Below are 13,885 nucleotides of genomic sequence, written 5' to 3' on the forward strand. Positions count from 1 at the left end.
GTTCGCGAACAATGTTCGTCTAGAACAGCGATCGCGTCAAGTCGCTACTCTCAAGACATGTCCTCACGCGCGGAACCCACCTCCCGGCGGACCCGACCCGCGAAAGCCCCGTTGTCGCGGCGGTCGATCCTCGAGGCGACGATGGCACTCATCCGCGAACGCGGCGTCGAGGCGGTGTCGTTGCGCGACGTCGCGAAGGCCGTGGATACCGGAGCGGCATCGCTTTATGCGTACTTCGAGAATCGCGACGTGCTGCTCGAACACGCGCTCGACGACGCCTACGGCCGCGTGCCACTGGTGGCAGCCGTGGACGGAGACTGGCGGGCCGCCCTGGCCGCCACCATCACCAACACGATCGCCACGCTCGAGAGCTACCCCGGCTTGGGCGCGGTGGCGCTGGGGCCCATTCCCACCCATCCCGGGGCGCTGCGACTGGCCGAGCACGAACTCGCTCTGATGGAGATCGGCGGTGTGGAGCCCAAGACCGCCGCGTTGGCAGTCGACCTCATTGCGCAGTTCGCGGCAGCCACGGCAGTCGAGGGCACCGGGCGACGGCGCCTGATGCGCGCCGACCATCAGCGCACCGAGGCCACGTCGGCCTACGCGAACGCAGACACGCAGCAGTTCCCTCGCGCGTCGGCACTCGCGACCGCGTTGACAGACGCCGATGAGCGCTCACGACGCGACTTCGCGATCGAGGTCATCCTCGGCGGCCTGGTGCACGTGTCGTCCACCGGTCACCTTCGTCAGCGGCCGTCACAGCGCTGACGGCGGGATGACACGAGGAGCCGCTCCGGCGTCAGCGGGCGCGCGTCCGTCGGCGCGCGCCTCGAGAGCACCGATCACGCCGATCATGTCGAGCGCTCCCCGGCCCTCGACGACCGCGCTCTCGTAGAGCTCGCGGCTGGCCGTGATGAGCGGGTGGGCGGAGCCGGCCGCGTCCGCCGCCGCCTCGGCGAGCCGCGCGTTCTTGAGCACGTCGGCGATCGCCGCCTGCGCCGTCAGGTCGCCCTCGGTCAGTTTCTGCGCCTTACCCCGCGATACGACCGACGCCATGGGTCCGGCGTCGAGCACGTCGCGCAGAATGCTCGCGTCGACGCCGGCGCGTTCGGCGAAGTGGAAGGTCTCTGCCAGACCCGTGACCATCGTGATGAGAAAGGTGTTCACCGCCAGCTTCATCGACAGCGCCGCGGGGATCGCGCCGCATCGGAAGACCTGGCCGCACATGGCGGCGACGACCGGTTCGACGTGGGCGACGGCATCCGCCTCTCCCGCGAGCATCCCGACCAGCGTGCCCTCGATCGCCGGGCCCCGGGACCCCGAAACCGGCGCCTCGACATAGCGCCCGGCGGCGGACCGTACCTCGCGCGCGAGCTCCTGCGAGAACGCGGTCGTGAACGTCCCCATCTGCACGATCGTGCGGTCGGCGACGAGGTGCGCGAAGGCGTCCGTTCCCCGGCCGAGCACCGCGTCGACCGCCGCCTCGTCACGGAGCATCAGGACGACCGTCTCAGCCTCCGCGAACACGCCCGCAACGTCCGTGGCGACGCGCGCACCCCGGGCTGCGAGCTCGTCCGCGGGACCGGCCGATCGCGCCCACACGACGACGTCGTATCCCGCGCGCACGAGGTTGGTCGCCATCGGCACTCCCATGATGCCGAGACCGATGAAACCGATGCTGCGATCAGTCATCCGATTGCTCCGCCGCGCGGCGAGGTCGCGTTTTCCATCGCGGCGGGGTCGGCGGTACAGGTGATGCTGCCATCGGCGGTGACCGCGAGCCGCTTCTCGGGGTCGAGGGTGCTCAGGATGCCGAGCGACAGTGCCGCCAGCTGGTCGACGCCGTCATCGTCGAGGCCGTCGAGGACCATGCGCCTCACGGCATTCGCGTACAGCGCCGCACTGTCGAGGTAGACCGTCTCGCCGGCCGCGGTGAGCACCGCGTTGGTCGCACGGCCGTCCTGTTCGCAGGGCGCGCGCAGCACCAGGTCTTTGCGCTCCAGGCTCGTGACGACGCGCGAGAGGCGGGCGAGGGTCGCGTTGGTGCGCGAGGCGAGGGCGCTCAGGCGCAGGCGGTGGTCGTCGGCTTCGTAGAGCGCTTCGAGCAAAGTGAACTCGAAAGACGTGATGCCCGCGGGCGCCAGCTGCTTGTCGAGCGCGGTGGGCAGCAGCTCCAAAAGCGCGTGCAGGCGCGCCACGGCGACACGCTGGGCGTGGGTGAGTGCCGAGCCGGTCATGGAAGCAATCTACCGTATTAGTTGTATCTACAACGGATTGAGGCTATCGTTTTGCTTGTAGGTACAACCAAAGGAGACATCATGACGACGTTCAGCATCATCGGCACCGGCACCATGGCCAACGCGATCGGCGGCGTTCTCGCCGACGGCGGCAGCAGCGTCACGTACATCGCGAAGGACGAGGTCGGCACCGCCGAACTGTCGGGCGACGTGGTCGTGCTCGCCGTGCCCTACCCCGCCGTTGCGGGCATCATCGCCGCGTACGGCGACCGGTTCGACGGCAAGACCGTCGTCGACATCAGCAACCCGCTCGACTTCGAGACCTTCGATTCGCTGACCGTCCCGGTCGGCAGCTCGGCCGCGGCCGAGATCCAGGCGAAGCTCCCGAATGCCCACGTGCTCAAGGCGTTCAACACGACGTTCGCCGGCACCCTCGTCGGCAAGACCATCGGGGGCCTTCCCACCACCGTGCTCATCGCCGGCGATGACGCCACCGCCAAGCAGGCGCTCGCCGCCGCGGTCGAGGCCGGTGGCGTCACCGCGATCGACGCCGGCTCCCTGTCGCGCGCGCACGAGCTCGAGGCCATCGGCTTCTTGCAGCTCACCCTCGCCGCGAGCGAGAAGATCTCCTGGACCGGCGGCTTCGCCGTCGCCCGCTGACCGCATTCGAGACCCAGACGTGGAGATCCCCATGGACACGCTCAACCCCGCGACGACGATGGACGCCGTCACGCTCCGTGTCGGCGACCTCGAGACGATGTCGTCGTACTACGCAGGGGCGCTGGCACTCACTCCCCTCGAGGAGCGTACGCAGGGACGTGAGGTGCACCGCGTGCTGGGGCGCGGAACGGTACCGATGGTGAAACTGGTGCACACACCCGACCTGCCGGGTGTCGATCCCCGACAGGCGGGCCTGTACCACACCGCCTTTCTCTTCGACGATGAGGCGAGCCTGGCGGCGACCGTCTATCGCGCCGCACAGAACCCGACGAGCCGGTTCGCAGGATCGAGCGATCACTTCGTCAGCGAGGCGTTCTACTTCACCGACCCCGAGGGCAACGGCATCGAGCTGTACCGGGATCGCCCGCGCAGCCAGTGGAAGTACGACGACGGTGAGATCTTCATGACCACGCAGTACCTCGATCCGCGCGCGTATCTCCAACAGCACCTCACGCAGGAGGCCCTGGATGCCGCGGCGCAGCACGCCGGACGCGTCGGACACGTGCACCTTCAGGTCGGCGACGTCGCCGCGGCGCGGACGTTCTACGTCGACGCGCTGGGGTTCGAGTCGACCGCCACGGGGGTTCCCGGAGCCCTGTTCGCGTCGGCCGGCGGGTACCACCACCACATCGCCATGAACACGTGGCATTCCGCGGGCGCGGGCCCGCGCGCGGCGAGCCTGGGGCTCGGGGATGTCGCCGTCTCGGTGCCGGCGCGCGAAGACCTCGATGCGCTCGCGGAGCGGTTGTCCATCCGCGGCATCCCGTTCTCCGACGACGGTCGCGCCGTGCGCGTCAGCGATCCGTGGGGCACGCAGGTGACGGTCGCGGCGACCGCTGCGAGTGCAGATGACCTGCTGGGCTGAGGCCGTCGCGTGACGCCTCGACGCCACCTCAGCGCCGTGCCGCCAGCCGGACGGGCGTCGCGAGCAGGCCGGCGATACTCCCCTGATGGGTCAGTTGGGGGTGATGACCGGCCCCGGCAATCGTCACCAGCTCGACGTTCGGAAGAGATCGGAACTGAGCGACAGCATCCGCGGTGAGCGGGTCGTCGGTGCCCGTGATGATGCGCACCGGGCCACGAAACCGCGCGGCGGCATCCCGCACCTCGGCTCGCCACTGTGGCGATGTCGTGCGCGCCACGTGCTGGGCCACCGCCTTCGCGGTGCGATGCCGGAGGTCGCTGACGCTCGAAGCGAGAGCAGAGGCGCTCGACTCTGCGCCGGTGAGCCGGCGTGACAGCCGCACGGGACTGGCACGGCGCAAGAAGGCCGTCACGAGGGGACGCAGTCGCACCGCCCCACCCGCGCGCGACTGGAGGAAGAACGGCGCCACCAGCGTCAGCGATCGCACCCGCTCCGGAAAGCGGTCCGCCGCGACGACGGCTGCCGCCGCCCCGAGGGAATGTCCGATGAGATCGATCGGCGCCTCCCCGATGACCGCGGGCAGCCACCGGTCCCAGTCGTCGATGCCCGTTCCGCCGCTCAGCCCGAGCCCGGGCAGGTCGACGACGCGTGCGCCACTGCCGACCGCCAACGGGGCCCACGTGTCGGCGTTCACCGGCAGGCCGGGAAAGATCAAGCGGTCGGCGTCCGACGGACCGATCTCCAGCGTCCGCACGCCGCCCCTCTCCACGACCCTCCGGCGATCCGCTGGCGCTGCGCCGAAGCGATGCGCCACCAGATGGTCGGCCCACCGCTCGAGCGACACCCGGACATCGGGCATCTCGAGGTGGTGGCGGTGTGCGAACTCGACGGCCGACCCGGTCGGATAGCGATCGGACGACATGAAGCTCAGCGTCTCGGGATCCGCCTTCGTGATCCACGACGGCAACCGCGAGATGACGCCGACGGGCACGCGCAGGCGCGGAACCTTCGCGCCGATGTGACGGCCGACGTGGGCCAGCAGATCGGCGAGCGGCGGCGTGGCGTCGTCAAGGATCCAGTAGGCACGACCCTCGGCATCCGGATCGACCGCAGCGGCCGCCATGAAGGCCGCCAGATAGTCGACGGTGACGACGGGCAGAAAGGTGGTCTCGTTCCCCGGCAGCGCCGTCGCTGTGCCGTTCCAGAGCTGTTCGATGGTGGCCGCGAGGCCGATGTGCTGGTCCGACTCCCCCGTCACGCTGTCACCGATGACGCTCGAGGGGTTGACGATCGTCCAGGCAATGCCGTGCTCGTTCGCGCGGGCCTGGAACACGGCGTCGGATTCCACTTTCGACGCTTCGTAGGCGCCGAGCTTTCGGTACATCGCGGCGCGGTGCTCGTCGGGCCACGGGATCGTCGCGGGATCTTGACCGCCGACGCGGTACCCCGAGATGTGGACGACTCGCTGCAGCCGGGGCAGGGCGGCCGCGAACTCGATGACCCGCGTGACGATCCCGACGTTCGCGCTGCGGGCCTCGTTCGGCGACATCCCGAAGCGGTACACCCCCGCGCAGTTGTGGATCTCGGTCACGGTCGACACGGCCGAGGGGCCACCCCGGACGATCTCCGGCGCCTCGACGTCGACGATGATCGTCTGGATGCCGCGCGTCAGGCCGCGACCTCGCAGCCACCGTTCGACGCGCTCTGCGGACTCGGCACTGCGGACCGCTGCCGTCACCTCGGCACCCGCGCGGGCGAGGGCGAGGACCAGGTGGCGGCCGACAAGGCCGGATGCCCCGAAGACGAGCGCATGGCGGGACACATCGGACGCCGTCATTGTGCCCCTCCGACCTTCTGGCACCGGACGTCGATGAGCTCGGCGAGAACGTCGGCGGCCGACGTCAACGGCTGAGCGCTGCGCGTCGCGCGCGAGAGGATGACCGCCCCCTCGATGGTCGATACGACGACGGTCGCGAGCGACCGCGCAGGTGCCGCATCCAGACCCTCGGCTTCGAGCAGCGCGGCGGTTGGGGCGATCCAGGATTCGAAGGCGGCGGCGCACGCGTTCCGCAGTCGCTGGCTCTCGGCTCCCATCTCCAAAGTGACCACCGACACCGGGCAACCGAGCCGGTAGTCACTGTCACTCACGATCGCCGTCAGCGCCTCCACGGCGGCTCGCACCGCCGCCGCCGCGCCGCCGGCGGATGCCGCAGCCTCGGCGATCAGCTGGGCGAACTGAGTCGCGGCGAGATCGACCGCGGCCACCCCGAGCCCCTCCTTGCCGTCGGGAAAGTGGAAGTAGACCGAGCCCTTCGGGGCGCCGGCATGGTCGATCACCGCGTTCAACCCTGTGCCGCTGTAGCCGCTGGTCTGGATCAGTTCGAGCATCGACGCAGAGAGCCGCGATCTCGTCAGGTCACCTTTGGAAGTCATATGCTCATAATAGACCGGTCTACATATTTTGGCGAAATGTCACACTCCGACGGGTACGGGTACACCCGCAACGTCGATGGGGCCGACGGCGTCGGAGCAAGGCCAACCGGTGACCTCAGCCGAAGACCTCGCTCAGGAACGTCTTCATCGCCGCCCAGCTGCGACGCTCGGCGGTGGCGTCGAATAGGGCGCCCTGCTCGGGCGCATTCGCGTCGGGGAGGGTGAAGGCGTGCATCGCGTTGGCGTACGTGACGATCTGCCAGTCGATGTGGGGAGCCGTCCGCAGGTCGTTCTCGAACGCGAGCAGCGCCTCGTCGGGGGCGACCGGGTCGGCCGCCCCGTGCAGGACGAGCACCTTCGCCTCGATTCGCGCGGCCTCACCCTCGGGACCGGTGAGCAGGCCGCCGTGGAAGCTCACGACGGCGTCGACGGCGGCGCCGGTGCGGGCCAGTTCCATCACGGAGGTGCCCCCGAAGCAGTAGCCGATGGCCGCGGTGCGCGCCGGGTCGACGGACGGCTCGGCGAGCAGTCGATCGAACGCGACCGTGAGGCGTCGGCGCCACAGCGCGCGATCCCGATAGAAGCCACCGGCGACGGCCGCGGCATCCTGAGGGGCGGGTCGAACGTCCGCCCCGTAGACATCCGCAGCGAATGCCGAGTAGCCGAGCCGGGCCAGCATGTCGCAGCGCATGCGGACATAGTCGGTCACGCCGAGCCAATCGTGCACGACGAGAACGCCCGGGTAGGGGCCGTCCGCGGCGGGACGGGCGTGGTACCCGCGAAAAACGAGACCGTCCGCGGCGTAGTCGACGTCGCCGGAGATAATTCCGCCCGCGGGAAGCGCCTCACGGTCGAGGATCTCGGTGAGGTTCTGAGCGTAGGTGGTCATGCGGTGCTCCTCAATGTGGGAGGACAAGGGTGGCGGCGACGCGGACGGGACACGTGCCGGTCTGGGGGGAGCATCCCGGCATCGCCTGTTCGGACCGCGCGTAGGCGATGGTAACCCTCCTTGTTAGGGACGCAACATGTTCCGATCGGCACGTTGACCCGGCTCCGATGCCGCCAGGTGCACCGGCACGGCACCAGTAGCTGTCGCCAACACTCCGCTCTTGCTATCGTTCTGTTATCAGAACGGATGGGTGCGCGATGGACGATTCTCTCGCCGTGCGGCTTCGACGGGCGCGCGCGGAGCGTGGCTTGTCGCTGTCGGAGCTGGCGCGCCAGAGCGGGATAGGGAAGGGAACCGTTTCCGAGCTGGAGAACGGCTTGCGCGGCGCGCGATTGGACACGTTGTTCGCTCTGTCCACCGCGCTCGAGGTTCCGCTTGGCACGCTGATCCCCGATCGGGCGGGCGAGACGCCGGCTGCGGTGTCGGGCGCAGCGGTCTCCGCGATTCCCCTGGGAACGTGGGCCGGTGACGCGGGAACGATCGAGGCGTACCGGGCGACCATCTCACCGCAGCGACAGCGTTCCTCGGCTCACCATGCCGGCGTGGAAGAGACCCTCACTGTCATTCGCGGGCGAGTCCGCGCCGGCGTCGAGGGAGACGAACGCGACCTCGGCCCCGGCGAGAGCATCCGCTACCCCGGTGATCTGCCTCACACCTTCGCCGCTGTCGACGACGACGCCGAGGTGATCCTCCTCATGCACTATCCCCACCCGTAAAGCCAGAGAGGCGCACATCATGACCATCGAGCAGCCGTTGCCAGAGCGCAGTCAGATCGTGCAGCAGCACCTCGACGAGGCCGGACTTCCAGGCCGGGTGCGCGAGCTGCCGGATTCCACCCGCACCGCGGCGGATGCCGCATCTGCGTTGGACTGCGAGGTGGGGGCGATCGCGAGCAGCTTGCTCTTCCTCGCCGATGACGAACCGGTTCTGGTGATGACCAGCGGCCGGCATCGCGTCGACACCGACCTGCTCGCACGGCAGCTCGGCGCAGCATCGGTGACGATGACACCTGCCAAGCTCGTGCGCGAGATCACCGGGCAGGCGATCGGTGGTGTGTCCCCCGTCGGTCACCCCGCGCGGCTGCGGGCCGTGGTCGATGAAGCCCTTGAGGACTACGAGGTCATCTGGGCTGCGGGCGGAACGCCGCGCACTGTGTTCCCGCTCACCTTCGCCGACCTCGTCGCGATCACCGGCGGCACTCCTCTCCGCGTCGCCGACGACTGAGGCTGATCAGGCACTGCGGACGGAGCGGAGAAATGAGCGCCCGCCGCCGCTCACGCGAAGCCTGCCTTGAGGGCATCGAGATGGGCGCGGCTGGCGCGGGCTGCGGCATCCGGCATCCGGTCGGCGATCGCGTCCACGACGACCGCGTGCGCATCCTGATCGGCGCCCGCGTCGAGCACAGGGCGGATGCGGAGCATGTCGACCATCGCGCGCCGCACCCTCGGCACGAACCCGTCGAACAGCTCGATCAGCACCTCGTTGTGCGCCGCGATCACGATCGTGCGGTGCAGCGCCATGTCGGCATCCACATGCTCTTCGACACTCTGCCCGGGGGCCGTGCGCAATTCCAGCGCCCGTCGGATCGTCCGCAGATCAGACGGAGTCCGGCGGGTGGCGGCGAGGGTCGCGGCTTCGACCTCGATCGCGGTACGCGCCTCGATCACGGTGACGATGTCGGCGCGGCGCAGCACCTGCTCCCAGTCCTCGGGCGCCTCTAGCGCCGTCACGAATACACCCGACCCCTGGCGGGAATCGAGGATGCCGCGACCAGCGAGCTGGCGGATCGCCTCTCGCACAGTGGACCGCCCCACACCGAGCTGCGGCGCCAGCGTCGTCTCGCCCGGGAGCTTCGCGCCGAGCGCCCACTCCCCCGCGCGGATGCGCGCGAACAGCGCGTCGGCGGCTTGATCCGCCAGGGGGACGCGTCTGAGTTGAGCCATGTTATCTCCTCTACTTGTCTGAGGACTTGTGGTACAGTCTACCCGTGCTCACCGTCACTCGCCTTCTTCTTCGCCGCCACGGCGGGGCGTAGCCAGACCGGCTCCCCGCCGTGGAGCCGAACACTGCGCCGGTCTACCTCTCCAGACCCTGAAGGACTCCTTGACATGACCATCACGATCGCCCCTTCGTGGAATCGGCAGCGCCCCTCCGGCATGCCATCCCACCGCTACGCGGATGTCTACTCCCGCGTCGATGTGCCCCTCGGGGCTGACCGCCAATGGCCGAACCGCCGACTCACCGAGGCGCCGCTGTGGGTCCCGGTCGACCTTCGCGACGGCAACCAGGCGTTGGCTGAGCCGATGGACCCCGACCGCAAGCGCCGGTTCTTCGAACTGATGGTGCGGATGGGCTACACCGAGATCGAAGTCGGCTACCCCTCCGCGTCCCAGACCGATTACGACTTCGTCCGCCTCATCGCCGACACCGACATCGCCCCCGCCGACGTCACGATCGTCGTGTTCACCCCGGCGCGCCGCGATCTCATCGAACGCACCGTCGAGTCGATCCGCGGCATCCGCAACGAGATCGTGATCCACATGTACACCGCGACCGCCCCCACCTGGCGCAACGCCGTGCTCGGCAAGAACCGCGACGAACTGCGGGACCTGATCCTCGCCGGCGGAAGAGACGTGCTCGAGTTCGCGGGTGACCTGCCGAACGTGCGCTTCGAGTTCAGCCCCGAGGTGTTCAACCTCACCGAGCCGGACTACGTCATCGAGATCTGCGACGCGATGACGGAACTCTGGGATGCCAGGCCCGAGCGCCCCGTCATCCTGAACCTCCCCGCCACGGTCGAGATCGCCACCCCCAACGTGTACGCCGACCAGATCGAGTACATAAACAAGAACCTCGACCGCCGTGATGCGGTGATCCTGTCCGTTCATCCCCACAACGACCGCGGCACCGGCATCGCGTGCGCCGAACTCGCCATGCTTGCCGGCGCGCAGCGCATCGAAGGCTGCATCTTTGGCAACGGCGAGCGCACCGGCAACGTCGACCTCGCCACCCTCGCCCTGAACCTGCACGCGCAAGGCATCGACCCGATGGTCGACTTCTCCGACATCGACGAGGTCCGCCGCACCGTCGAATACTGCAACCGCATCGACATCCACCCCCGGCATCCCTACGTCGGCGATCTCGTTCACACCGCGTTCAGCGGGACGCATCAGGACGCGATCAAAAAAGGCTTCGCCGAGCATCGTTCCCGCGCTGCGGCTGAAGGCCGCAACGAGAGCGAGATCGCGTGGCGGGTCCCCTACCTGCCGATCGACCCCGCCGACATCGGCCGCAGCTACGACGCCGTCATCCGCGTGAACTCCCAGTCCGGCAAGGGCGGCATCGCGTACCTGCTGGAGACCGAGTACGACATCGAGCTGCCCCGGCGCCTCGAGATCAACCTGTCGCGCCACGTGCAGCAGCACACCGACACCACCGGCGACGAGGTCACCGCCGCCGACATCTGGAGCATCTTCACCTCCGCTTATCTGCCCAAGAACCGCGACGCCACCGTGCGTCTGGGCACGCTGCGCGTCGACGAGGCCACGGCCAGGACCGAGGCCACCGTCCACATCGACGGCGTCGAGCACCGCTCCACCCACGACGGTAAAGGCCCGGTCGAAGCCCTCGTCGACGCCCTCGAAGCCCAGGGGATCCCGGTGGAGATCCTCTCGCTCCACCAGAGCTCGATGCGGTCGGGAGCGGATGCGGAAGCCCTGACCCTCGTCGAACACCGCATGCCCGAGGGCGCCGCCTGGACCGCCGGACGCGATCGATCCACCCTCACCGCCACGCTCGATGCGGTCATCCGCGCCGCAAACGCCGTCGCGGCCGCACGAGAGGTGGTGGGACGGTGACGAACGTCGCGCATATCTCCACAATGACGAAGACTCCCCGCTCATCGACCGCCGCCTCCTCGCATCGAATCGCCGAGATCTCCGCCGAGCAGAACATGGAGGTCGGGGCCTTCGTCTTCGGCGCCGCGCACGCCCTCGTGTTCGAGAGGATGCCGTCATGAGAATCTTCGTCGCCGGGGCGTCCGGTGTGCTCGGCCGCGCCTTCGTCCGAAGGGCAGTAGCCGACGGTCACGAGGTCGTCGGCATGACCCGATCCGCCCGGGGCGCCGCCGCGATCATAGGGCTCGCCGCCGCGGCCGTGCGGGCGGATGCGTTCGACCGCGAAGCGGTCATGCGGGTCGTCGGCGCGGCTCGCCCCGATGCTGTTGTGCATCTGCTCACCGACCTCGCCTCAGGAGACTCAGCCAGCAACGCGCGCATCCGCACCGAGGGCACCCGGAACCTGATCGACGCAGCAAAGGCTGCGGGCGTGGATCGCGTGATCGCCGAGAGCATCTCCTGGGTGTACCCGCCGGGAACCAAGCCCGCCTCCGAGGCTGAGGCGCTCGACTCCTTCGCAACAGAACCGAGGCTCACCACGATCCGCGGTGTCACCGCGCTGGAAGACAGCGTCCGCGAGATGCCCGAGGGAGTCGTGCTGCGGTTCGGGCAGCTCTATGGCCCCGGAACCTGGTATGCGCCGGACGGGCTCCGCGCCGATGCGGCGCGCGCCGGCACGCTCCCTGCCACGCAGACGGTGACCTCGTTCGTTCATGTTGAGGATGCTGCGGAGGCGACGCTTCGAGCGCTGAGGTGGCCTGCGAGAACCTGGAACATCGTCGACGACGAGCCCGCCGCCGCCACTGAGTGGGTTCCCGTCTTCGCTTGCGCGGTCGGCGGTCCCCGCCCCGTGGTCGAGGCCGGTGGTGACATCGGCCGACCGGTCAGCAACGCCCGCGCCCGCGCGGAGGGCTGGGAGATGCTGTACCCGAGCTGGCGCGACGGGTTCTCTGCACGCTGAGATCGCCGTAGTGCCCGCGCAGATTCCCCTCGGGAGGGACGCTACGCCCCAGCCATCGCTCGATGGGAGCACGTCACCGGATGGCCGGCTCCGGCCCCTGCGATCCTGGACGGCGGCAGCAGGCACCGACCCGCAGTTCGTGGCCAGGCTGAACTCGCATTGGATGCCCTGCACCGCGGGCTCTTTCGCTGCTACCCGGTGTCGCTCATCGAGCCCGCTGTCGATGGGACACTTTCACCCCTCAGTGAGCTGCTCTCTCACCGCACTGTGAGCCCGATGGTCTGGAAGAGCATCCGTTCCAGAAGTGCGCCGCGTTCGGCCAGGAGATCGCCGGCCGCGACGCGGTCGGCGGAGCTCACGACGTCGACGGTCATCTTGAGGCCGTCGAAGGCGCCGACGAGCACGGTGGCGAGCGCATCAGGATCGATGGTCGGGTTCGGGTCGGCGACGAGTGCGGCGTCGCGGATGAGATCTGCGACGACGTCGATCCAGCGTTGCGTCATCGATGCGGCGAGGTCACGCGTGGATGCGACGCCGGACAGGCTCTGGGTGAGGCGAGAGATCACCCACGCGTCGGAGTCCTTATCGTGGAGGGAGAGCATCGCGGGCAAGAGCTGCCGGATGCGCGGCTCGCCGCCCGGAGTCTGGACGAGGATGCGCTCCACGTCGGCGAGCCACCGGCGGTGTCGTTCCTCGAGCACCGCGACGGCGAGGGCTTCCTTGCTGTCGAAGTGGAAGTACACCGATCCCTTTGACAAACCGCTCGCCTCGACGATGTCCACCATGCGGGCACGCTCGTAGCCGAGACGAGCGAAGACGCCCGCCGCCGCGTCGATGATCACGTCACGCGACGCCGCTCCCTGGGCCGTCGGCCCTGCGGGGCGTCCGACGCGGCGTGCGGGAACGATGTCGTCATCGCGGTGTGGACGTGTGGGCATCCTTCGAGTATAGTCGGCTTTTATTAGACCGACTGGTTTGTTTATTAGGAGCATCGTGCGCGCCATCGTCGCCGGAACCACCACCCTCATCACCGGAGCGTCCTCCGGAATCGGACGCGCGTTCGCTCAGCGACTCGCCGCCGCCGGCAGCGATCTCGTTCTGGTCGCGCGGCGCGCAGATGTCCTTGAAGAGGTCGCCCGCGACCTTCGCGCGCGTCACGGAGTGAACGTCCTGGTCCTCGCGCACGACCTGGACTCCCCGGATGCCGCCGAAACCCTTGTCGCACGCCTGCAGGCTGAGCGGGTCACAGTGGACGCACTGATCAACAACGCCGGTCTCGGCATCCACGGCGATCTCGGCAGCGCGCCGCTCGCGTCAGCGACCACGCAGATCGCGGTGAACGTGAACAGCCTGACTGCGCTGACCGCCCTCCTGCTCCCGCAGATGCTCGCACGCGGACGCGGCGCCATCGTCAACGTCGCGAGCACCGCCGGATTCCAGCCGGTGCCCCACATGGCTGTCTACTCCGCCTCGAAGGCATACGTCCTCACCTTCACCCGCGCCCTCTGGCGCGAGACCCGCGGCACCGGCGTCGACGTGCTTGCCCTCTGCCCCGGAGCGACCGACACCGCGTTCTTCGCCACCGCGGGCGACGCCGCATCCGTCGGCAGCCGCCGGAGTCCCGAACAGGTCGTCGACACCGCCCTGCGCGCCCTGCACCGCGGCAGACCCTCAGTCGTCGACGGCCGCGGAAACGCGTTCGTCTCCTGGCTCGCGCCGCGTCTGCCCGAACGGCTCGCCCTGAACATCGCGGAACGCTCCGTCCGCCCCTGAACGTCCGGGCACCCGGGCACCCGGCATCCCACCGCCCCAACGATCGAAGGA

Annotated in this window: 16 protein-coding genes; 9 read left to right on the top strand and 7 right to left on the bottom strand. The window is 69.0% G+C overall.

Going from position 1 to position 13,885, the window contains the following annotated elements; translation table 11 throughout:
- The first annotated feature begins 57 nt into the window (after positions 1 to 57).
- Positions 58 to 768: a TetR/AcrR family transcriptional regulator gene (locus CEP17_RS06750; protein WP_204359868.1), complete on the top strand. Its 711-nt coding sequence runs from the start codon at positions 58 to 60 to the stop codon at positions 766 to 768.
- On the opposite strand, the gene CEP17_RS06755 is transcribed toward CEP17_RS06750, so the two are convergent.
- Both CEP17_RS06755 and CEP17_RS06760 read right to left on the bottom strand, forming a co-directional pair.
- Positions 757 to 1,692 (bottom strand): NAD(P)-dependent oxidoreductase, encoded by a 936-nt coding sequence (locus tag CEP17_RS06755; RefSeq protein ID WP_112931695.1) that lies wholly within the window; start codon positions 1,690 to 1,692, stop codon positions 757 to 759. The two genes, CEP17_RS06750 and CEP17_RS06755, sit on opposite strands and share 12 nt — an antisense overlap.
- Positions 1,689 to 2,237 carry a MarR family transcriptional regulator gene (locus tag CEP17_RS06760; RefSeq protein WP_112931696.1) on the bottom strand — a complete coding sequence of 183 codons (549 nt, stop codon included), beginning with the start codon at positions 2,235 to 2,237 and terminating at the stop codon, positions 1,689 to 1,691. Before CEP17_RS06760 ends, CEP17_RS06755 begins: the two co-directional genes overlap by 4 nt.
- 81 nt (positions 2,238 to 2,318) lie before the next feature.
- Between CEP17_RS06760 and CEP17_RS06765 the strand changes: the two genes are divergently transcribed.
- Both CEP17_RS06765 and CEP17_RS06770 read left to right on the top strand, forming a co-directional pair.
- The gene (locus CEP17_RS06765) at positions 2,319 to 2,897 is read left to right on the top strand and encodes an NADPH-dependent F420 reductase (RefSeq protein ID WP_112931697.1); all 579 of its coding nucleotides are present in this window, start codon (positions 2,319 to 2,321) and stop codon (positions 2,895 to 2,897) included.
- A 31-nt stretch (positions 2,898 to 2,928) separates the two neighbouring features.
- A complete protein-coding gene (locus CEP17_RS06770; protein ID WP_112931698.1) occupies positions 2,929 to 3,822 on the top strand; it encodes a VOC family protein in 894 nt (297 codons plus the stop codon).
- Between the two features lie 28 nt (positions 3,823 to 3,850).
- Here CEP17_RS06770 and CEP17_RS06775 read toward each other — a convergent pair whose 3' ends face one another.
- The 3 genes from CEP17_RS06775 to CEP17_RS06785 all read right to left on the bottom strand — a co-directional run bounded on the left by CEP17_RS06775 (position 3,851) and on the right by CEP17_RS06785 (position 7,144).
- Positions 3,851 to 5,659 carry an alpha/beta fold hydrolase gene (locus tag CEP17_RS06775; protein WP_112931699.1) on the bottom strand — a complete coding sequence of 603 codons (1,809 nt, stop codon included), beginning with the start codon at positions 5,657 to 5,659 and terminating at the stop codon, positions 3,851 to 3,853.
- Positions 5,656 to 6,255, bottom strand: coding sequence for a TetR/AcrR family transcriptional regulator (locus CEP17_RS06780; protein ID WP_112931700.1), 600 nt, complete (start codon positions 6,253 to 6,255; stop codon positions 5,656 to 5,658). The genes CEP17_RS06775 and CEP17_RS06780 overlap by 4 nt, the downstream gene beginning before the upstream one ends.
- A gap of 115 nt (positions 6,256 to 6,370) precedes the next feature.
- Positions 6,371 to 7,144 (bottom strand): dienelactone hydrolase family protein, encoded by a 774-nt coding sequence (locus CEP17_RS06785; RefSeq protein WP_112931701.1) that lies wholly within the window; start codon positions 7,142 to 7,144, stop codon positions 6,371 to 6,373.
- A 257-nt stretch (positions 7,145 to 7,401) separates the two neighbouring features.
- Between CEP17_RS06785 and CEP17_RS06790 the strand changes: the two genes are divergently transcribed.
- Together CEP17_RS06790 and CEP17_RS06795 are read left to right on the top strand one after the other, a co-directional pair.
- Positions 7,402 to 7,920 (top strand): XRE family transcriptional regulator, encoded by a 519-nt coding sequence (locus tag CEP17_RS06790; protein ID WP_112931702.1) that lies wholly within the window; start codon positions 7,402 to 7,404, stop codon positions 7,918 to 7,920.
- 19 nt (positions 7,921 to 7,939) lie between these two features.
- The gene (locus tag CEP17_RS06795; RefSeq protein ID WP_112931703.1) at positions 7,940 to 8,428 is read left to right on the top strand and encodes a YbaK/EbsC family protein; all 489 of its coding nucleotides are present in this window, start codon (positions 7,940 to 7,942) and stop codon (positions 8,426 to 8,428) included.
- A 50-nt stretch (positions 8,429 to 8,478) separates the two neighbouring features.
- Here CEP17_RS06795 and CEP17_RS06800 read toward each other — a convergent pair whose 3' ends face one another.
- A complete protein-coding gene (locus tag CEP17_RS06800) occupies positions 8,479 to 9,147 on the bottom strand; it encodes a FadR/GntR family transcriptional regulator (RefSeq protein ID WP_112931704.1) in 669 nt (222 codons plus the stop codon).
- A 165-nt stretch (positions 9,148 to 9,312) separates the two neighbouring features.
- Here CEP17_RS06800 and CEP17_RS06805 point away from each other — a divergent pair, with 165 nt between their 5' ends.
- From CEP17_RS06805 to CEP17_RS06810, 3 genes are read left to right on the top strand one after another with little or no spacing between them, the layout of a single operon-like run.
- On the top strand, positions 9,313 to 11,061 hold the full coding sequence (locus CEP17_RS06805; RefSeq protein WP_204359869.1) for a 2-isopropylmalate synthase: 1,749 nt from the start codon (positions 9,313 to 9,315) through the stop codon (positions 11,059 to 11,061).
- A 23-nt stretch (positions 11,062 to 11,084) separates the two neighbouring features.
- Positions 11,085 to 11,222: a hypothetical protein gene (locus tag CEP17_RS15090; protein WP_162722412.1), complete on the top strand. Its 138-nt coding sequence runs from the start codon at positions 11,085 to 11,087 to the stop codon at positions 11,220 to 11,222.
- Positions 11,219 to 12,061, top strand: a complete 843-nt coding sequence (locus CEP17_RS06810; protein ID WP_112931705.1) for an NAD(P)-dependent oxidoreductase — start codon at positions 11,219 to 11,221, stop codon at positions 12,059 to 12,061. The genes CEP17_RS15090 and CEP17_RS06810 overlap by 4 nt, the downstream gene beginning before the upstream one ends.
- Positions 12,062 to 12,318: 257 nt before the next feature.
- On the opposite strand, the gene CEP17_RS06815 is transcribed toward CEP17_RS06810, so the two are convergent.
- On the bottom strand, positions 12,319 to 12,999 hold the full coding sequence (locus tag CEP17_RS06815; RefSeq protein WP_162722413.1) for a TetR/AcrR family transcriptional regulator: 681 nt from the start codon (positions 12,997 to 12,999) through the stop codon (positions 12,319 to 12,321).
- Positions 13,000 to 13,054: 55 nt separating this feature from the next.
- Here CEP17_RS06815 and CEP17_RS06820 point away from each other — a divergent pair, with 55 nt between their 5' ends.
- Positions 13,055 to 13,834: an SDR family oxidoreductase gene (locus CEP17_RS06820; RefSeq protein WP_204359870.1), complete on the top strand. Its 780-nt coding sequence runs from the start codon at positions 13,055 to 13,057 to the stop codon at positions 13,832 to 13,834.
- The last annotated feature ends 51 nt before the right edge of the window (positions 13,835 to 13,885 follow it).

Source organism: Microbacterium sp. PM5 (genome assembly GCF_003293595.1).
Lineage (GTDB): Bacteria > Actinomycetota > Actinomycetes > Actinomycetales > Microbacteriaceae > Microbacterium.